Source organism: Enterococcus thailandicus, from assembly GCF_001886265.1.
In the GTDB taxonomy this organism is placed as follows: Bacteria; Bacillota; Bacilli; order Lactobacillales; family Enterococcaceae; genus Enterococcus_B; species Enterococcus_B thailandicus.
The window spans coordinates 1-19047 of record NZ_JXLE01000019.1; the positions used below are offsets into that span (position 1 = coordinate 1).

Genomic DNA, 19047 nt, shown 5'->3' on the forward strand with positions numbered 1-19047 from the left:
GCAATGAAATAATCATCAGTAACAGAAAAAACACCTGAAACACTCGAAGCCTTAGTTTTATATTTCGTTTAAATTCCATAAAAATAGTCGTCAAATCCAACCGCAGCCGGAATTCCAGCCGCAGCAGAAATTCCGGCTCTCCACCACCATCTGTCTTTTTTATAGCTGGCCGCTGTCAAACCGAACCTGTTATGAGCCTCTTTCGCTGCCCAATGTCCCGCTGCATATCCTACTCCAGCTATTGCGATTAATGCTAATACATCATCAACACCAAAGAAACGTACCTTATCATGTTGAAAAATCAGTTTATCTAATTTATCCTGTTGCTCAGGATTCAATTCAAAAGATTGAGTTTTATCAATTGAATCTAGATAACGTTCAGATAAATTAAATTGTTCTTTTATATCACTTTTTTCTTTTTGAGATTCTGAATAGTCAATTTTTTGATTATCCGTTATTTCTGCTGCGAAGGTAGTTAGTGGTGTCAAAGTAGGTCCTAAGATTAATGATAAAACTAATACTACCCCTCCTTTAGTTGCAAAATTTTTTTTCATTGTACATCCTCCTAATATGATAAAATTGGTTTTGAAGTTACAATGAAATTATCGATGATATCACTATAATTTACTGTCAAAATCCTTTGACATTTATTTGGAATTGCATTTTGGAGGATAAAAAATGGAAAATAGATTACGTAATTTACGAAAAAAAAATAATTTGACTCAAGAAGAACTTTCGCTACAACTAAAAGTTTCTAGGCAGACAATCTCAAATTGGGAGCGAGGATATTCTCAACCAGATATGGAAAATTTACATCTACTAGCAAGTTTTTTTAAGGTTACGGTTAGTTATTTAATTGATGGAGATACTATCACAGATGCGTCTCCTATCTATGAAGCTAAGCAACCACAAACAGTATCTTTGGACAATCAAAAGCTTTCACTTCTCAAATTATTGACGTTAGCATCCTGTTTAACTCCACTTGCTGCATTCGGGTTATTATATCTGGTAAATGAATATAAAATTGGATTGAGCGAGAAACAATATAGATTCTATTCAAAATTCGGAATTTTCCTCTCGGCTATTAACCTAGTAATAATTGTATTGGTAATATCTGATTTAACTATTTTCTCTTATCTGTAAATTAGATAATTTTCTCCTGCTGTCATCGTAATTTCTAAAAATCACTAAAATAAATTCTGAAGACGTGTAAACAGATCGGCTAGCAACGCAAAGCCCGGTTCGTCTACACGTCTTTTTTAAGTTTTACAAAAAAGGGAATACCATGTCCTTCACCTTATTGAGGATATAAAAGCTTAAGAAACTCTTACAATCAAAATGTCTCCCCCCTTTTTTCGAAAAATGCCCCTCCCAAATTGTAGTAATAATGAAGGGTAGTCAGATAGCTATCTAAGTTTTTGATGAAAAATGAATAAATTAGTATCAAAAAGCAAATTTAAATTGTTTTTATTAACGAAGGAAGAAAAGAAAGGTAGCTACCAACATTCTATGAAACCCTTCAACATATAACTAAGGAGGGCTATTATGCCAATTAAAATCAACGATCTCACCTTACCAAAAGAAAAACTCGAAAAAGAATACCAAATCGTCAATGTTACTCGCTGGCAAAAAGATGGGGAAATTCTAGGTTGGAGTTACGAATGTATCCTACCTAAACTCCGCTACGAGAAAATCAGTGTCAAAGTCAAATCTGAAAATCCTGTGATTACTCCGGAAGAACTTATCCAACAAGGTTTAGCCATGGTTACATTTGCCAATTTAGTGATTGCGCCTTGGGGACGATCAAATGGTCAATTCGTTAGTTACGGCTTATCAGCCACGGCAGATGCGGCAACTTTGATTCCGAAAAAGCAAGGTAACCCTACGCAAAACTAATTTTCCTATGGGTTTGTTGGGCGGTTAGGACGAAACGGCGGGGCAGCGCCATAGAGCCGCTTCTGTCCGTTAAGACCGCCCAATAAACACATAGGCTGGAAGGACCGCTTTGCAGGACTTCCCCTTAACTTGATTTATAGAACAACATCAGGCGAAAAATGATGATTCTTTGACAACTGAATACACACACATCAAGGAGTGATGATTTTGAAAGCTTATAATCAGAAAATCATTGAAACTCCCACGTACCTTGAAATTTATGATTATGAAGCAATCATTACTCCTAAACAAAAAGCAGACAAAAATGAAACCAGCCCAAAACGAAAAAAAGAATTAGCCTGGCTTTATGAAGAAGAAAATACGACTACTGATAAAGGAAGAAACTATGATGACCTATCTGCTCAAGGGCAATACGACAGCTTAAAACGAAAACAAAAATACTATCAAAATATGCGCTTTGAAATTGCCCGACTCGTGGATATGAACTTTGACAATCAGACAAAATTTTTAACCCTCACTTTCAGAGAAAACATTCAAGACATTGTCTATGCGAATAATGAATTCAAAAAATTTATCAAACGACTAAACTACGAACTCTATCATACAAAAAAAGCAAATCTAAAATACCTTGCCACGTGGGAAAAACAAGAACGAGGTGCTATCCATTACCATATCATCCTATTTGACTTTCCCTTTATATCCGTCAATCGTCTTACTACTATCTGGGGACATGGATTTGTCAAAATCAACAAGATTGATGTCGATAGTATCGAAAATCGTGGGCGCTACATCAGCAAGTACTTCGATAAGGCTTTAGATTTGAAAGAGCATAAGAAAAAAGCGTTCTTCAAATCTCGCAACCTCAAAGTGCCCAGCGTTACAAAGCTACTCGTGGATCAACCTTTTGATGCCACCAATCAAGACGTACTTTATACCAATAAGTATCTCATAAACAAGTGATGGATTTTCAAGAAATCACTGTTCGCTATACAAAAATAAAAAAAAGAATTTCGAAAGAAAGTAGGTAAAAATATGACAGTTAATGTACCAATCGAACTTAATCAAGAAATAATTGACGAACTTGTTCAATTAACGAAGCAACGAATTGAGGAAGAAAAACAACAACTAAAGATTGGTGATACTCGCCTCAATAATTGGATTGATCATGGGTTAAAAGTCATTCCTTTTGGTAAAGAAACCCGCTTTGATCGTGAAGATGTAAAACTATTTTTAGATAGTCTAAAAATCTAACCTTGACTTACCTGTTTCCGCTGTCTATGATACCGATAAGAAAGGAGCAAATCTTCTCTTTGATATACTGGCGAGTGAATCAAAGGAGACAATTATGATCAAAAAATATAAAAAGAAAAATGGGATAATCGCCTATATGTTTAAAGCACATCTTGGCATTGATCCGGTTACAGGAAAAAAGAAATACACCACCAAACGTGGTTTTAAATCACCACAAGAAGCTAAGAAGACTTATAATCGCTTGATGGTGCAAGTAGAAGAAAATGATGCGGTAACAAATTCACAACGTCTTTTTTCAGAATTGGCAGATGAGTGGTTTGAGCAATATAAAAATACGGTTCGTGAAAGTACCTACGTTGCCCAAAAATTGGCTTATAAAAAGCACATCTTTCCTCTTTTTAGAAATTTGAAAATCTCAAGGATTTCAATTCCTTATTGTCAAAAACAGGTAAACCACTGGTATAGCTATTACAAAAAATATTCCAACTTGATTGGTTTAACTTCATCCGTTTTCAAGTATGCTTAGAGTTTACGGCTCATTCGAAGTAACCCTATGGATGCTGTGATTCACCCTAAACGTAAGAAAAAAATTGACGAAGAACGGTATGCAGCACCTTACTATGAAAAAGAAGAACTATTGGAATTCCTTGACATTGCTAAAAACTATCCTAATCCAATTTATCCAATTTTCCGGATTTTAGCTTTTACCGGGTTACAAAAAGGTGAGCTATTAGCCTTATGTTGGAAAGATATTGATTTTGAGAAAAACACACTCTCTGTCAAACAAACTTTAGCTACTTGTGATAAATGGGAAATCAAATTCCAAGTTCCCAAAACAGAAAAGAGCCTTCGAACAATCTCGATAGACTCTGAAACCTTACAAGTAATAAAACGATGGCAATTAAAGCAAAAAGAATATTTTTTAAAAATGGGAATTAAACCGGCAAAGAACGGTGAACAACTCTTATTTGTATCAGAAGAAAACAAACCGCTTTATTTAGACTATGTAAATCACAACTTGAAAATTATTATTAAAGAGAATAACTTAAAACGTATCACACCTCATGGTTTTCGTCATACTCATTGTAGTCTGCTATTTGAATCCGGAGCTTCTCTTAAAGAAGTTCAAGTTCGGTTAGGACATACAGATATTAAAACGACTATGGATATCTACACCCATGTCACGAAAAGGCAGACAGAAGAAACCGCAAATCGTTTTGCGGATTTCATGAGTTCCACAGAGGAAAAACAAGGAAATTTACAGAGGGTCAAAAGTATGGTCAAAAGCGAAAAAAAGCAGACTATCCCTATCAGATAGTCTGCTAAACGTTGATTTAACAATGTTTTGATTATTCCGCAGCGTTTGTATCTTTGAGACCGTATTTTTTGTTGAAACGGTCCACACGTCCGTCTGCTTGTGTGAATTTTTGACGTCCAGTGTAGAATGGATGTGAGTCAGAAGTTACTTCGACACGGATTACTGGGTATGTATTACCGTCTTCCCATTCAACTGTTTCTTGTGAAGATTTTGTTGAACCTGACAAGAATTTGAAACCAGTTGTTGAATCCATGAATACTACTGGATGGTAATCTGGATGAATGTTTGCTTTCATAGTTTTTTCGCTCCTTTGCCCTGCTTCATTTGCTGAACCAGAGTTGATTTGTCGATTTACAACAGTAACATCTTATCATGTTTCATTCAAGGTTGCAATTATCTTTTTTGATTTCTCATTTGATTTTTCTTACCAAAGGAAACATCTTGAAACTCCGCAAAAAATTGTTGATTGTTCTTCGTTTTTCGTAAGAAACGAATCAATTGCTCAGTGTATTCCAAAGAATCACCAATCATATTTTTCCGTAGCTTCCAAATTTCTTCTAATTGCGCACTTGGAATCAATAACTCTTCTTTACGAGTTCCTGATTTTTTGATGTCGATTGCTGGGAAAATTCTTCTTTCTGCCAATTCACGTGACAATTGGAGTTCAAGATTTCCCGTTCCTTTGAACTCTTCGTAAATGACATCGTCCATTCGACTACCCGTATCGACTAAAGCAGTTGCTAGAATCGTTAAGCTCCCGCCTTCTTCGATATTACGTGCCGCTCCAAAAAATTTCTTTGGTTTGTACAACGCAGCTGGATCAATCCCTCCACTTAAAGTTCTACCACTTGGCGGAACAACTAAGTTATAGGCTCTGGCAAGTCGCGTGATACTGTCCATTAAAATGACAACATCTCGCTTATCTTCAACCAAACGCATTGCACGTTCTAAAACTAATTCCGCGACACGCGTATGATTCTGTGGTTGTAAATCAAACGTTGAAGACACCACATCACCTTTTACGCTACGCTCCAAATCGGTCACTTCTTCTGGTCGTTCATCAATTAATAAAACAATCAATTCAACATCAGGATAATTCTCAGTGATACCATTTGCAATTTCTTTTAAAACCGTTGTTTTCCCTGCTTTAGGTGGAGCAACGATTAATCCACGTTGACCAAAACCAACAGGAGAAAAAATGTCAATCATTCGTGTGGATAATCGATTAGTAGTCGTTTCTAACGTTAACTGTTCTTGTGGATAAAGAGGTGTTAGTGCTGGAAAATGAGGGCGCTCTTTCGCTTCTTCTGGGTCTTTTCCATTGACACTTTCAACATGCATCAAGCCATAATAACGTTCTGATTCTTTCGGTGGGCGGGCTTTCCCGGCAACTTTATCCCCATTTCTCAAACCAAAACGGCGAATTTGTGAAGCAGAAATATAGATGTCTTCTACACTGGGACCATAATTAATTGGACGTAAAAATCCATACCCATCTTGTCCTACGATATCTAAAATTCCTTCCATATAATAGAATCCTTGTTTTTCTGCTTGTGCACGAATGACAGAGAGTGCGAGTTCTTTTTTATTCATTTTACTGTAATAAGGAATTTTAAAATCCTTTGCGTAGCTGTAAATTTCTTTTAACGTTTTATTTTCCAGCTCCGCCATTGTCAAATAATCGCTCATTCGGCCTCCACTTCCTCAATCATTTCAATTGATGCACCTAAAGCAGTCAACTTTTCAATAATATGATCATAGCCACGTAAAATATATTCGACATTATAAATTGTCGTCGTTCCTTCTGCTAGCAACCCAGCAATAACTAAACAAGCTCCTGCCCGAAGATCAGATGCCACAACTTCTGCCCCATGTAACTTACTTGGACCATTTATAATAATCATGTTTCCTTCAACTGAAATGTCTGCACCCATTCGCGCTAGCTCAGGTACATGATTGACACGCTTGGCATAGATCGTATCAATGATTTCTGCGGTGCCAGATGTCATTAACAATAATGGCGTCAATGGTTGTTGCAAATCTGTCGCAAAACCTGGATATGGATAAGTCATCACATTCACAGCTTTCAACTCCGTTGCCGGATAGACTTCAATCTCGTCCTCACTGATTTTCATTTTGACACCAATTTCTTGTAATTTAGCAATGAAGCTTTCAAGATGCTCATAAATAACGTTTTTTACTTTTATTCCATCTCCTGCAGCTGCTGCAAGAGCTAAGTACGTTCCCGCTTCAATTCGGTCAGGAATCATGAAATGACGACAACCATGTAATTCATCAACACCGTCGATACGGATAATGTCCGTACCTGCACCACGAACGTTTGCACCCATGTTGTTCAATAATGTCGCAACGTCAATAATTTCTGGCTCACGAGCCGCGTTTTCAATGATTGTTTGGCCTTTTGCTTTTACTGCCGCAAGCATGACATTGATTGTCGCACCTACAGAAACAACATCCATAAAAATTCGATTTCCTTGCATTTGGCCATTTTCAGTTCGCAAATACATTGCGCCATGTTCATTTGTAACTTGTGCGCCTAGCGCCTCGAATCCTTTAACATGTAAATCAATTGGTCGCGGACCTAAATAACAGCCACCAGGCAAGCCAACTACAGCTTCACCAAATTTTCCTAATAATGTTCCCATAAAATAGTACGATGCACGTAAACTATTGATTTTCCCATTTGGCATTGGCACAGATACGATTTCTGTTGGATCAATTTCTAATACGTTATTTGAAAAAGTAATCTTTGCACCCATAATTTCTAAAATTTCAATTAATGAATGGACATCCTGAATATCAGGGACACCTTCTAAAATCACTGGGGAATTTGCTAAAATAGCCGCCGGAATCAATGCCACAGCACTATTTTTTGCCCCACTAATCGTTACTTCACCTGTTAGTGAACGGCCACCATTGATAACGATTTTCTTCATAAAATCCACCTATTCTTAATTTATTCATACTCGCTAATTTTACCATAGACTGTCATTTTTCAAAAGCTTGGGATCATATCTACACATAAACAACTTTTTATTGTCCCTTTCGACCACTTTTTTACAAAAAAAAGAGACTGAAAAATAATTTTCCAGCCTACTTTCTATTTAGTAATTTGAACTATTTTTTCTCAAACATTCTTTGAATAATCAAGTGCTTTATTCACTTTGTCACTTGACGATGAATTTGATAAACAGCACCAATCATGCCTGCATCATTTTGCAATTTAGCTGGGCGAACAGCAGCAATCGTTTTGTTTTTAAGATAATGAATTGATTCGTGACGATTCATCACTTCTTCCAAACGTTTTTGAAATCGTTGATTAAATTCCTCGTTGGAACTGATTCCTCCACCAAATAAAATCAGTTCTGGATCAAAAAAACTAATCAGATTCAACATTCCCACAGATAGATCTGTTAAAAATTGTTCTACTATATTGATTGCCAGCACTTCTCCTTCTGCCTCTCTTTGAAAAATTTCTCGAGCATCTAAAATCATTGGTGCAGCTGCATCTAATTTTTTTTGGCTCAAATTATATTGATAACAGAGACCGCCAACGGTTGCTGCTCGTTTGTTCCACGAAACTTCTTCGATATCGCCTTCTGCTGGTAAGTGATCAATGATACTCCACCCAAATTCGCCAGCCATCCCATGAGCGCCTCGAAAAACTTCCCCATTGAGCACGATTCCTCCGCCAATACCTGTTCCTAAAACAATGCATAAATAATTTTCTAGCCCTTGTGCATTCCCAATCCAATGTTCTGCAATCGCTGCGGCATTCGCATCATTTTCGATAGAAACAGGCAAGCCAGTTAGTCGTTCCAGTTCTATTTTGATATTGGCTCCATAAAAAGGTCTAATTGCACCAGCAGTAAGCATGTATCCATCTTCTTGGATAATACCTGGCGCACTAATACCAATCCCCTCAATTTTTTCATATCGTTTTTGAGCATCTTTCACGATTGTATCTAGCTCAACCAAAAAGTCTGCCAACTGATAATTTGTTGGAATTGCAGATTTTTCTAAAATATTCCCAACTTCATCTAGAACACCATATTTGACAGTCGTTCCACCAATATCAAATCCTACATACATATGATCAACTTCCCTCTTCTAAATTCTCGTACGAATGAAAAACGCCCAACAATAACTTTGCTTTGATAAAAATGATCGTGCCGATTCCTAAAAAGAGCCATGCAAATAATAAACTTGGCAAATAAAGAGGCAGCATTATCCCTCCACCAATTGTTATAAAAAACAACAGGATACTACTTGGTAAATGTTTTAGTGATAAGATGCAAGCATTGACCAATGTTCCTGTTAAATTATTTTCAAAACGAGCAATTAACGGAAACAGATATAATCCCATCAAAACAAGTAATGTGACAAATAACATTACTAAATAATAGGCAATTTTATTTCCAATCAATAACGGTTGAATGAAAGGCAACAGAAAAAAAACACCACTACTCACACCCAAAATCAGCAACCACATTTTCGTTGCCAGAACAAAATTTTGTTTAAACTGATGAACATATTCTTTATACAAGACACCTTCTCTATGATCGACCATTTTATAAGCAGTCCCATAAGCACTAGCCATCGCCGCACCAATTGTGAGTACTGGTAAACAGGAAAGTATAAAAATAATCGTCAATAATAGCACTTGATAAATTCGTTGCATTCCTTCGTAGATTTTACCTTCTGTACTAAAAATTTTTTGCATTTTTTTCCCTCCTGAATAATCCTGTTCATACAAATCAAAAAGATGGTCACAGATTAGAAATGTTTCGTTGCTCGCGTTTTAACTTTTCGTCACAAGGTAGTTCAGTCATTTCGCCTCAATTCAAAACTATGGCACTTATTTTGATTCTTTGAACATTTTTAGCCGTCATTCAGCTAGCTTATTTGAACGAACTCTGTTTATTTCGTAGGTGTTCACAGACTCCTTTTTCAAAAAGAAGTCGAGCTTCTCGAAAATTGATGCGTACATTTTTGAGAAGCTCTTTTTTATTTAAGACTTCTTTTTTATTTTTAAAGATTACATCGCTAATTTTTCTTTATTCTCTTGAATTTTCTCATTACGAACTTTATTCACATCATCGATTTTGTTTTCTTCTTGGAACGTTTTGTACTTAGCTAATAAATCATCTAGTTCTTTTTCATCTTTGGCACGTAACATACCAACCAATGTTGTACTCCAGTTTGTTTGGATGGCACTTAAGGCACGCGCTTCTTGACTTCCAGCATCTGGTCCAATATTTTCCGTTAAGAATTGAGAAGTTAGTTTGCCTTCTCCCCATTGTTGCATTTGTTTAACTGCATCAACGTAGGAATCATCGTTCATTGCTTTAAAACGGTCATGACCAAACTGGATAAATTCACCCATTCGATACTCCAATTGCCACTTTTCTGGATCTTCTTGTTGAATTTTTCTTGCTTCATCTGTCCATTGTACTTTATCACCATCTTTGGTATAAGTTTCGCCTTCAATCCCAAAGTTCGTTAACATTTCGCCTTCATCACTTAGCAAATAAGTAAATAATTGGATTGCTTTTGCAGGATCTTGACAATTTTTACCAATATAGTTGATCATCCAACCAGAGATACCTGCCTGTGTTAACGTTGGATCATTTCCTTTGGTGCTTTGAATTCCATCAACTGCAATGTATTCAGAATCAGGATTAGCAGCTTTAAATGTTTGCAGCGGGATACCTTGGTTAACAAATGAACCAATCATTACAGCGCCATATTTTCCAGTTTGTAATTTTTCTTTGAATTTATCACCATCATCAGTAAACGTGTCATCCGAGATATTTCCATCTTCATGGACTTGGCGGAATGCTTTGACCCATTTGATATAATCTTCGTCTAAATTACGATCGTAGTAATCATCACCATCTGTATAAGGAACACCCAGCATATCTTGAACCACACTATCCATTGAACCATTGGATGAACCATCTTTGGCAAAGTCATTAAATCCAAACGGAATCAATTCAGGAAACTGTTCTTTGATTTTCTTCATTCCAGCAACAAAACCATCTGGTGTAGTGAAATCTGGTTTGCCAATTGCTTCATAGACATCTTTTCGAATAATGAACGCATCACGGGCAAAAATATCACCACTGTCAAAATCTGCTTGAACATTTGAATAATCTGGATAGCCATAAGATTTTCCATCTGAGAGTTTGTACCAGTTTAATGTTTCTTGACGTGCCACTTGATTGAAATATGGATCATACTTTTCAGCTAGATCTTGTAATGGAAGCGCCCAAGAGTTGGCTTTTCTAGCTACTTGTGAATTTGAATCAAAGACAGTCACGATATCTGGCATGTCACCACCAGCAAAATAAGTATTTAATTTTGTGTCATCACCTGTGATGAATTTAATATCAATATTCAAGTCTTCTTTTACTTTTTTTGTCACCATATCTTTCCCAAATTCAGTATTCCACCAGTCGGCATTGACATACCAAGTTAATTTCGTTGCCTCTTCTTTTTTATCTAACTTCCAAGCAGGTGTATCTTTCTCTGGTGTATAGCGATCTTCAATTGAGGGAAGTTCTACTGTTTTATCTGCTGATGCTTCCTCTTTGCCGCTACCACAAGCACCTAAAGCTAGTAACACCGTACTCGTTAATGCCAACATACCTACGACCTTTTTCTTTGAGACTCCAAACATTGATTATTCCTCCTATTCTTTGACTGCCCCAAGCATCATGCCTGAGATAAAATGTTTTTGTAGCAATGGATAAATGATTAAAATTGGAACGGTCGTAACAACGATCGTTGCCAACTGTACTCCTTTAGATGTAGTACTGATTTCAACAGCAGCATTCAATCCTTGCTGTGAGGCTGCCTGAGATTGTGTAATGATTTCATAAAGTTTCATTTGTAATGGATAGAGTGCTTTATCCGTAACATACAGTTTTGCTGTCATGAAATCATTCCATTGCCAGACACCGTGAAAGAGGGCAATTGTTGCAAGTGCTGGCTTTGATAATGGCACAAAAATTTTTAAGAAAACGCCCCAATCGCTTGCGCCATCAATTTTTGCTGACTCTTCTAGTGAAGTCGGTACATCACGGAAAAAATTCATTAAAATAATAACATCATAGTATGACAACAACGCTGGGATAATATAAACCCAAAAAGTATTCAACAGGCCTAACGATTTGATTAATAAATAGGTTGGGATCATTCCCCCTGAGAAAAACATCGTAATAATTCCCATTGTCGAGTAAAGATTGCGGCCTTTTAAATTGCGCTTAGACAAAGCATAGGCCATAATTGCACAAAAAGCCGTATGTGCTAACACACCAAGAACCGTTTTTCCAATCGAGATAATCAATGCCTGCCACATAGAGGAATCGCCAAGCACTTTGCGATAGTTATCCATCGAGATTTCCGAAGGCCAAAAGACAAAATCTCCTTTTGCCAAAGCATCACTTGAAGCAAAAGAGGAAGCAACAATATTCCAAACAGGTACGATAATCATGATTGTGAAAACTAGCAAGAGCAAGACATTGACAAAGTTAAAGATCTTACTGTCTTTGTCTTGTACAACGTTACTCTTGGGTTTTGATAAAGATAATTTTCTTTTTTCCATCGTCTTTACTCCTTTCTTATAAAACGGACTGATTATCGTTTAATTTCTTAGTTACGATATTCGTTGCAACCAGTAAGATAACTGAAATGATTGAAATACCTAATCCAACAGCCGTGGCGTAAGAAAAATCTCCCTGCATTAAACCAACTCGATAAACATATGAATTGATTACTTCTGCTTTGGGTTGATTTTGTGAGTTCATTAAAACCAATGTCTGATCTAAATTCGAATTAAATAAACCGCTTACACTAAGGATCAAGTTTAAAGAAATAATATTTCGGATCATCGGGATCGTGATACTCCAAATTTGACGCATTCGAGTGGCACCATCCATTTTTGCTGCTTCGTAATACGTGGGATCAATTCGTGACATCGTCGCAAGGTACAAAATCGTTCCCCACCCGGCTTCTTTCCACACATCAGATAAAGAAGCAATCCACCAATATTTTCCTGCATCCAACATATGGTTTTGCTTCGCTTGGATACCAATGAAATTCAAAAGTTCATTAATCATTCCGTTAGAAGAAAACCAAGTAATCAACATCCCACCGAGTATAATCCAAGAAAGGAAGTGTGGTAAGTAAGAAATCGTTTGGATCGTCCGTTTAAAGACGCTGTCTCTTAATTCATAAATCATCACCGCAATAATAATCGGTAGGACAAAACCAAAAGCTAGTTTTAAGCCACTAATTCCTAACGTATTGACCACTGATTGCCAGAAATATTTATCTTCCATAATAATTTTAAAGTTTTCCAGTCCCACCCATTGTGCACTTTCAATCGTATCAATCACTGTATAATTTTTAAAAGCAATCACTAAGCCATAGATGGGAATAAAGCTGAATATAATCATGTAGACAATACCTGGAATCGCCATCGATTGTAATTGCCACTGGCGACCAAAATTTCGAAACCACTTCTTGATACGAACGTTTAGTGTTGGTTTTACTTTTGCTTCCAACTGATCTTCCTCCTCGTTGTTTTTCCTTTTAAATCTATTACGCTAACTTTCGTGTTTGTTACGCAACTCTTTCGCTGTTTCTCCCGCAATCAACTGGCAGTCTAAACTTTTATTCTCACCAGTTTTTTGGTTATCAATCAAATGCAATAGTTCAATAACTGCTTGACGTCCCTGCTCACGAATCGGATTCCGAATCGTCGATATCTTTGGTTTGAAATAACGAAGTAATTCAATATCATCAAACCCAACCACACTAAAATCTTCTGGTACCGACATTGCTAACCCTTCGATTGCTTTGATAACGCCGATTGCACTTAAATCATTTCCAGCAATCCACGCTGTAGGCCAGCTGTTCTTTTCTTGCATGTTTAAGTACTGTGTCATATTGTTAAAACTAGCTTTTTCTTCAAATAATCCTGGGATAATCCACTGTTCGTTAATTGTCAATCCAGCTTCCTTCATGGTCTCTTCAAAGCCTAAATAACGTTCATCACTATCATAGACACCTGGATGTCCGGGTAAAAACCCAATTTTTTGATGTCCTTTTTCAATTAAATACTGTGTCGCTAATTTTCCAGCCTTTCGAGAAGAAAAGACCACACTACTGATACTTTGATCCTCAATTTCTCGATCCATAAAAACAGCTTTGATTCCTTCTGACTGAATCGTACCTAGTGCTTCATCATCAATCAGATCTTCAAATCCGATAAACCCATCAACCATATTTCCTAATAGATGCGAGCTTAGCACCTTTTTATCGGAAGAAATAATTACGTTCACACCATAGCGATGCTGTTCCGCTTCCTTCACGATTGCTTCGATCAGGGTACTAAAGTAAGGACCGATAATCGTATGCGTATAAAAGCCAATCATATTGGTGTGTTTTGCTTTTAAATTTTTACCAAATAAATTCGGTGTATAATGCAGTTTTTTAGCCGCAGTCAGGACTTTTTCTTTTGTTTTTGGTGTTACCACATCAACATTATTCAATGCTTTTGAAACAGTCGCAATTGAGACATTCGCTTCTTGAGCAACTTCACGAATAGTTATTCGTTCTTTCATAACTCCCTCCAAATAAAAACGTTTTTATTTTTCTTAAATAAGTAAAGAAGTCTTTTTTACATTCACATCATAAATAAAAACGTTTTCAAAAACAATAACTTGTCCTCTTAATGGTTTTCGTTTCCCACTTTTGAAAAAAAAGTCATAGTGGCACAAGCTGTACCACTAAGAAAATTATGTTAGGAGAAATCGGCTTTCTGCCACAATATTCGCTACACTTTCCCCTAAAAATAAACGAAATCCGCCCGATTCAATCGTCTTTTTTAAATCTATATGACTATAGGCCAATTCAGCTGGCGAAACTACAAACTCGACTTTCTTCGTTTCGCCTGCAGCTAGTTCAACTTTTGTCCACTTCAAAAGTTCGATTTTTGGTCGAATAACTTCGGTAACCTCATCTTGGAAATAAAGTTGTGGTAACGCCCACCCTTTAATCTTGGAGTTATTCATCACTTCAAAACTCACTGTCAACTCTTCCTCTTTCGTTAGCGTATCACTTGAGAGGGAAAAATTTTTATATTGAAACTCGCTATAAGACAATCCATGACCGAAACAGTACAATGGATGGTTTTCTTCATCCATATAGCGTGAAATATATTTTTCATGATAGTTTTCTTTTGTTTGTGGCCGTCCAGTCGACATCTCTTGATAAGAATAAGGCAGTTGCCCAACACTACGAGGAAAACTCATCGGTAAGTGTGCCGTAAAATTTTCTGCACCACTCAAAAGCATCGCTAAAGCATCTCCTGTTTGGCTACCTAAAAACCAAGCAGAAACAATAGCATCTACTTTCTCAACGACATCTGTCAGAACTAATGGCCGTCCACTAAAGGTCACTAAAATCTTTTCAATCTCATATGTCGCTAATAAATCAATCAATTCGAGTTCGATCGCTTTTAATTTTAATTCTGCGCGACTTGCAGCTTCGCCCGCTTCTTCGCTTTTCTCCCCAACTGCGATGATAACTTTATCAGCGACTTGGATTGCTTGCTCAATTGCTTTTTTGTCAAGTTGGTCAGTCACTGAAATAAGCTGGACTTCAGAAAATTGCTGTTTTAGACCACTAGCAAGTGAAATGGCTTTTTTCGAATCGCCAATCCATGACCATGCTCCAAGTACGTCTTGTGTTGTTGCTTTCGTACCGATCAATAAAATTTTTTCTGTTGATTCTAAAGGAAGAACAGCATTATTTTTCAAAAGTACAGCAGAATTAAGAGCTGCTTGATAACTTAATTCTTGGAGTTCAGATAAATCAACCGTCACGTCCAGCCCACGATACGGATTTTCAAATAAGCCTAACTCATTCTTCAAAGTCAAGATACGCCAAACTGCTTCATCTAATTTTTTTAATTGCTCTTTTGTTTCAATCATTTCTGCAAGCTCATTTAAATAGCAATCTGTCATCATATCGATATCAACGGTTGCCTCGAAGGCTTTTTTTGCTGCTTCACGTGGGTTTTCAGCTACGCGGTGATTCATCAACTCAGCAATTGCTGCCCAATCTGAAATTACGACACCGTCAAAACCCAATTCATCTCGCAAAATGCCTTTAATCAGCTTTCGATTTCCCGTTACTGGTACCCCATGTAAACTATTGAATGACGTCATAACCATTTTTACGCCATTCGCAATTGCTCCTTCAAAAGCAGGCAGATAGTTTTGGTACAACTCAACATCAGAAAAATCTACCGTATTATAATCACGACCACCCTCGGCAGCTCCGTAACCAACAAAGTGCTTCACACAAGCCGCTACACGATGTGATTCTGTTGCTAAATTTGTTCCTTGATAGCCTTTGACATACGCTTCTGTTAATGCGCGAGAAAGTCTAGGGTCTTCACCATTACTTTCTAATACGCGTCCCCAACGAGGATCTTTGACATAGTCTGCCATCGGAGAAAAAGTTACTTGAATACCCTCACTGGCAGCTTCTGCGGCAGATGCCTTTGCTACTTTTTCAATCAATTCAGGATCAAAACTACTAGCTAGCGCTAATGGAATCGGAAAAATCGTTTCATAACCATGAATAACATCTGCCATAAACATTAAAGGAATCTGATGTTGACTGCGCGCTAAATAATCTTCTTGAATTTTTCTGACTTCCGTTCCTCGGTGGGTACCTAAAACAGATCCTACTTGATAAAGCTGATCCATCCCCATTGACCACTCTGACATTGGGCCAGTAATTTCTCCTTGATTTCCAAAAAAATTAGGCGTTACTTGAGCTAATTGCCCAATTTTTTCAGCTAGACTTAACTTGTCCATTACTTTTTTTAGTTCACGAATTTCCATGATGTGCTCCTTTAGGCTATTGATTTTCTTGAATCAATTTTTGATACCAAGCAAAGGAATCTTTTTTCAAACGAACCAAACTTCCCTTGCCTTCATTATCTTTATCAACATAAATCATGCCGTAGCGTTTTTCCATTTCACCGGAACCAAAGCTAACTAAATCAATGATCCCCCAAGGTGTATAGCCCAGCAAATCAACACCATCAACATGTACAGCCAGATTCATTTGCTCAATGTGTTTTTGCAAATAGTCAATCCGATAGGTATCATGGACTTGCCCATCTTCTAATCGGTCGTAGGCACCAAAACCATTTTCAACAATAAAAAGAGGTAGATTATAACGTTCATAGACAACATTCAAGGTATAACGCAACCCGACTGGATCAATTTGCCAACCCCAATCACTTGCTTGAACATAAGGATTTCGAACGACTTTTGCACCTGGAAAATCAGTGATGTTTTCCCCTGAAATCTCTGGTAAAGTCGTTACTGCACCAGACATATAATAACTGAAACCAATATAATCAACTGTTCCTTCTTTCAAAGCTTGTGTTTCGTCTTCGGTAATTTCGATTTGATACCCTTTTTCTTCCCAATATTTTTTGGCATAAGTAGGAATAACACCACGAGCATGAATATCAGAATAAAAGAAGCGACGATCCATTACTTTGACGGATGCCATTAAATCTTCTGGATTACAAGAATATGGATAAACTGGTACGTACGCCATCATGCAACCAATTTGAAACTCAGGATTGATTTTATGTCCTAGTCGAACGACTTTTGCACTGGCAATCAACTCATTTAAACCTGCTTGAAAAGTCAATTCTTCTTTATTTTCACCCGCCTGAAAAAGCATGGCAGAATTGGTCCAAGTGTGTAGCTCATGTTGTCCGTCTGCCTGATTATTGATTTCGTTAAAGGTCATCCAATATTTCACTTTTTTCTGATAGCGTGTCATGACTGTTTCAGCGTAATGAACGAAGAAATCAATCAACTTTTTGTTTTTGAATCCACCGTATACTTCATGTAAATGATAAGGAATTTCAAAATGTGATAAAGTAATCACCGGTTCAATCCCATTTCTCAATAATTCATCAAATAAATTATCATAGAATTGCAAACCTGCTTCATTTGGCTCTTCCTCATCTCCATTCGGAAAAATTCTTGCCCAGTTGATTGATGTTCGAAACACGTTTAAGCCTAATTCTTTAAACAAAGCAATATCTTCTTTGTAACGATGATAGAAGTCGATTGCTTCATGGTTGGGATAATTTTTACCAGGGATCACACCTTTCGTAATTTCTCGTGCAACCCCATTTGCACCAGCTGTCATTACGTCAGCAATACTGATTCCTTTGCCGTCAGCATTCCAAGCACCTTCAATTTGATGAGCTGCTACTGCGCCACCCCATAAAAAATCTTTTGGAAATTTATTTGCCATTATTGGTCACCTCAATTAGTTAATGCCCTTAGTATAGTTAGGAAATCTGACTTACTCAATGCCTGTACAAAACTCTGGCATGAAATCCAGTAAATAGAAAAAAACACCATCATGGTACATTCTGTACCAAAATAGTGTTTTCCAAAACGCCATGTACCTAAAAGTAATAATCTTTTTAGTCGCGTTGTTGAAGTCGATCCGCGAGTTGTTCAATCAAAAAAATACAAGGTATCTGACTTGTTAAATCTTCATGTTTTTTTACTCGGCGAACATCCACATGATAGTCTAGCACATAATCAGACATTCGACTCAAGGTCGAATTGATATCTGAAGTAATGGCAATCGTCAAACAATCGTCTTGATTTCGGAAACCATTCACTACTTCGACCACCTCATTTGTCATTCCTGAAACGGATAAGGTCACTAGCACATTGTCACTCGTATTTTGCAGTTTCGATTTAATTGGATAAGTCGGATCAATTAATGGATAACTATTGTACCCCATCAAAGCAAAACGACGTGCCGCATACTCACAAATCGCCCCTGATGCTCCCATACCAAAAAAGACGATATTCTCACAATATTGGATTTTTTCCACAACTTGATTTAATTTACTTTCAATATCTTTACGAAAACTATCCCGACTCAAAATTGTCAAAGCCGCGTTAAAATCTTCTCCTTCTACCACACTCGTACTAAACTGACTGCGAAATTCAGTATAACTTTCATAACCTAGCTTACGAATCAAACGCATCACGGAAGATGCCGAGGTATGCGATTCTTGTGCAATGTCTCGCACGCGCATATACGGAACTTTATCCACATTGCTACTCATATAATGATAAATTGCTTGGTCGGTATCAGACAAAGCATTAAAATCAATATTACCAAAAAAACTCATTTGTTCTCCCCCTAGTTGCAACTAAATTCAAATTTTCCCACTTATTTCTATTTTTTCAAGTAGCGAAAAAACGGTTACAAAGCTTATTCTAGAACAAAATAACTCATAATAGCTAGCAAATCAAGTAAGGAATAATTTTTTAAATAGTTCACGATAAGATTTTTCAGATTTTTTGTTAAACAATTCAGGAACAAAGGAACAAAAATGTTTATGTAAGCCTCGTTTTATTTCGCCATTAAATCAATGAGGCTTCAATTAAGATTAACTCGTCATCTTCCATTTTGTGCATGTC

Annotated in this window: 16 protein-coding genes and 2 pseudogenes; 5 read left to right on the plus strand and 13 right to left on the minus strand. The window is 37.0% G+C overall.

Going from position 1 to position 19047, the window contains the following annotated elements; genetic code table 11:
• Nucleotides 1–68: 68 nt before the first annotated feature.
• Nucleotides 69–554 carry a hypothetical protein gene (locus RV17_RS11290; RefSeq protein WP_071869261.1) on the minus strand — a complete coding sequence of 162 codons (486 nt, stop codon included), beginning with the start codon at nucleotides 552–554 and terminating at the stop codon, nucleotides 69–71.
• Between the two features lie 124 nt (nucleotides 555–678).
• Here RV17_RS11290 and RV17_RS11295 point away from each other — a divergent pair, with 124 nt between their 5' ends.
• The 5 genes and pseudogenes from RV17_RS11295 (at nucleotide 679) to RV17_RS13835 (ending at nucleotide 4465) form a co-directional block, all read left to right on the plus strand.
• Complete coding sequence (locus tag RV17_RS11295) at nucleotides 679–1143, plus strand: helix-turn-helix domain-containing protein (RefSeq protein WP_071869262.1); 465 nt, start codon at nucleotides 679–681, stop codon at nucleotides 1141–1143.
• A 402-nt stretch (nucleotides 1144–1545) separates the two neighbouring features.
• A complete protein-coding gene (locus RV17_RS11300) occupies nucleotides 1546–1896 on the plus strand; it encodes a hypothetical protein (protein WP_071869263.1) in 351 nt (116 codons plus the stop codon).
• A gap of 207 nt (nucleotides 1897–2103) precedes the next feature.
• Nucleotides 2104–2924 (plus strand): annotated as a pseudogene (locus RV17_RS11305) (rolling circle replication-associated protein).
• Nucleotides 2925–2928: 4 nt separating this feature from the next.
• On the plus strand, nucleotides 2929–3147 hold the full coding sequence (locus RV17_RS11310; protein ID WP_071869264.1) for a DNA-binding protein: 219 nt from the start codon (nucleotides 2929–2931) through the stop codon (nucleotides 3145–3147).
• 94 nt (nucleotides 3148–3241) lie between these two features.
• Nucleotides 3242–4465, plus strand: a pseudogene (locus tag RV17_RS13835) (tyrosine-type recombinase/integrase).
• Nucleotides 4466–4496: 31 nt separating this feature from the next.
• Here RV17_RS13835 and RV17_RS11325 read toward each other — a convergent pair.
• From RV17_RS11325 to RV17_RS11380, 12 genes are all read right to left on the minus strand, one after another.
• Nucleotides 4497–4760 (minus strand): type B 50S ribosomal protein L31, encoded by a 264-nt coding sequence (locus tag RV17_RS11325; protein WP_071869266.1) that lies wholly within the window; start codon nucleotides 4758–4760, stop codon nucleotides 4497–4499.
• Between the two features lie 98 nt (nucleotides 4761–4858).
• A complete protein-coding gene (gene rho, locus RV17_RS11330) occupies nucleotides 4859–6154 on the minus strand; it encodes a transcription termination factor Rho (protein WP_067480328.1) in 1296 nt (431 codons plus the stop codon).
• On the minus strand, nucleotides 6151–7422 hold the full coding sequence (murA, locus tag RV17_RS11335) for a UDP-N-acetylglucosamine 1-carboxyvinyltransferase (RefSeq protein ID WP_067480325.1): 1272 nt from the start codon (nucleotides 7420–7422) through the stop codon (nucleotides 6151–6153). The genes rho and murA overlap by 4 nt, the downstream gene beginning before the upstream one ends.
• Before the next feature lie 223 nt (nucleotides 7423–7645).
• On the minus strand, nucleotides 7646–8578 hold the full coding sequence (locus RV17_RS11340) for an ROK family protein (protein ID WP_067480322.1): 933 nt from the start codon (nucleotides 8576–8578) through the stop codon (nucleotides 7646–7648).
• Between the two features lie 4 nt (nucleotides 8579–8582).
• Nucleotides 8583–9209 (minus strand): DUF624 domain-containing protein, encoded by a 627-nt coding sequence (locus RV17_RS11345; RefSeq protein ID WP_071869267.1) that lies wholly within the window; start codon nucleotides 9207–9209, stop codon nucleotides 8583–8585.
• Between the two features lie 315 nt (nucleotides 9210–9524).
• Nucleotides 9525–11168, minus strand: coding sequence for a type 2 periplasmic-binding domain-containing protein (locus tag RV17_RS11350; protein ID WP_067480317.1), 1644 nt, complete (start codon nucleotides 11166–11168; stop codon nucleotides 9525–9527).
• A gap of 12 nt (nucleotides 11169–11180) precedes the next feature.
• The gene (locus tag RV17_RS11355) at nucleotides 11181–12095 is read right to left on the minus strand and encodes a carbohydrate ABC transporter permease (RefSeq protein WP_067480314.1); all 915 of its coding nucleotides are present in this window, start codon (nucleotides 12093–12095) and stop codon (nucleotides 11181–11183) included.
• 16 nt (nucleotides 12096–12111) lie between these two features.
• Complete coding sequence (locus tag RV17_RS11360; RefSeq protein WP_197485188.1) at nucleotides 12112–12972, minus strand: ABC transporter permease; 861 nt, start codon at nucleotides 12970–12972, stop codon at nucleotides 12112–12114.
• A gap of 126 nt (nucleotides 12973–13098) precedes the next feature.
• A complete protein-coding gene (locus tag RV17_RS11365; protein ID WP_071869268.1) occupies nucleotides 13099–14118 on the minus strand; it encodes a LacI family DNA-binding transcriptional regulator in 1020 nt (339 codons plus the stop codon).
• A 174-nt stretch (nucleotides 14119–14292) separates the two neighbouring features.
• Entirely contained in the window at nucleotides 14293–16410 is a 2118-nt protein-coding gene (locus RV17_RS11370) for a glycoside hydrolase family 3 N-terminal domain-containing protein (RefSeq protein ID WP_071869269.1), read from the minus strand.
• 16 nt (nucleotides 16411–16426) lie between these two features.
• Nucleotides 16427–17854: a 6-phospho-beta-glucosidase gene (locus RV17_RS11375; RefSeq protein WP_071869270.1), complete on the minus strand. Its 1428-nt coding sequence runs from the start codon at nucleotides 17852–17854 to the stop codon at nucleotides 16427–16429.
• A gap of 175 nt (nucleotides 17855–18029) precedes the next feature.
• Nucleotides 18030–18755: a MurR/RpiR family transcriptional regulator gene (locus RV17_RS11380; RefSeq protein ID WP_071869271.1), complete on the minus strand. Its 726-nt coding sequence runs from the start codon at nucleotides 18753–18755 to the stop codon at nucleotides 18030–18032.
• Between the last annotated feature and the right edge of the window lie 292 nt (nucleotides 18756–19047).

Coding starts and splice junctions, on each gene's coding strand:
- RV17_RS11350 (WP_067480317.1), bottom strand. CDS start 11,168: ATGTTTGGAGTCTCAAAGAAAAAGGTCGTAGGTATGTTGGCATTAACG.
- RV17_RS11295 (WP_071869262.1), top strand. CDS start 679: ATGGAAAATAGATTACGTAATTTACGAAAAAAAAATAATTTGACTCAA.
- RV17_RS11325 (WP_071869266.1), bottom strand. CDS start 4,760: ATGAAAGCAAACATTCATCCAGATTACCATCCAGTAGTATTCATGGAT.
- RV17_RS11340 (WP_067480322.1), bottom strand. CDS start 8,578: ATGTATGTAGGATTTGATATTGGTGGAACGACTGTCAAATATGGTGTT.
- RV17_RS11345 (WP_071869267.1), bottom strand. CDS start 9,209: ATGCAAAAAATTTTTAGTACAGAAGGTAAAATCTACGAAGGAATGCAA.
- RV17_RS11300 (WP_071869263.1), top strand. CDS start 1,546: ATGCCAATTAAAATCAACGATCTCACCTTACCAAAAGAAAAACTCGAA.
- RV17_RS11370 (WP_071869269.1), bottom strand. CDS start 16,410: ATGGAAATTCGTGAACTAAAAAAAGTAATGGACAAGTTAAGTCTAGCT.
- RV17_RS11365 (WP_071869268.1), bottom strand. CDS start 14,118: ATGAAAGAACGAATAACTATTCGTGAAGTTGCTCAAGAAGCGAATGTC.
- murA (WP_067480325.1), bottom strand. CDS start 7,422: ATGAAGAAAATCGTTATCAATGGTGGCCGTTCACTAACAGGTGAAGTA.
- rho (WP_067480328.1), bottom strand. CDS start 6,154: ATGAGCGATTATTTGACAATGGCGGAGCTGGAAAATAAAACGTTAAAA.
- RV17_RS11360 (WP_197485188.1), bottom strand. CDS start 12,972: ATGGCGATTCCAGGTATTGTCTACATGATTATATTCAGCTTTATTCCC.
- RV17_RS11310 (WP_071869264.1), top strand. CDS start 2,929: ATGACAGTTAATGTACCAATCGAACTTAATCAAGAAATAATTGACGAA.
- RV17_RS11290 (WP_071869261.1), bottom strand. CDS start 554: ATGAAAAAAAATTTTGCAACTAAAGGAGGGGTAGTATTAGTTTTATCA.
- RV17_RS11375 (WP_071869270.1), bottom strand. CDS start 17,854: ATGGCAAATAAATTTCCAAAAGATTTTTTATGGGGTGGCGCAGTAGCA.
- RV17_RS11355 (WP_067480314.1), bottom strand. CDS start 12,095: ATGGAAAAAAGAAAATTATCTTTATCAAAACCCAAGAGTAACGTTGTA.
- RV17_RS11380 (WP_071869271.1), bottom strand. CDS start 18,755: ATGAGTTTTTTTGGTAATATTGATTTTAATGCTTTGTCTGATACCGAC.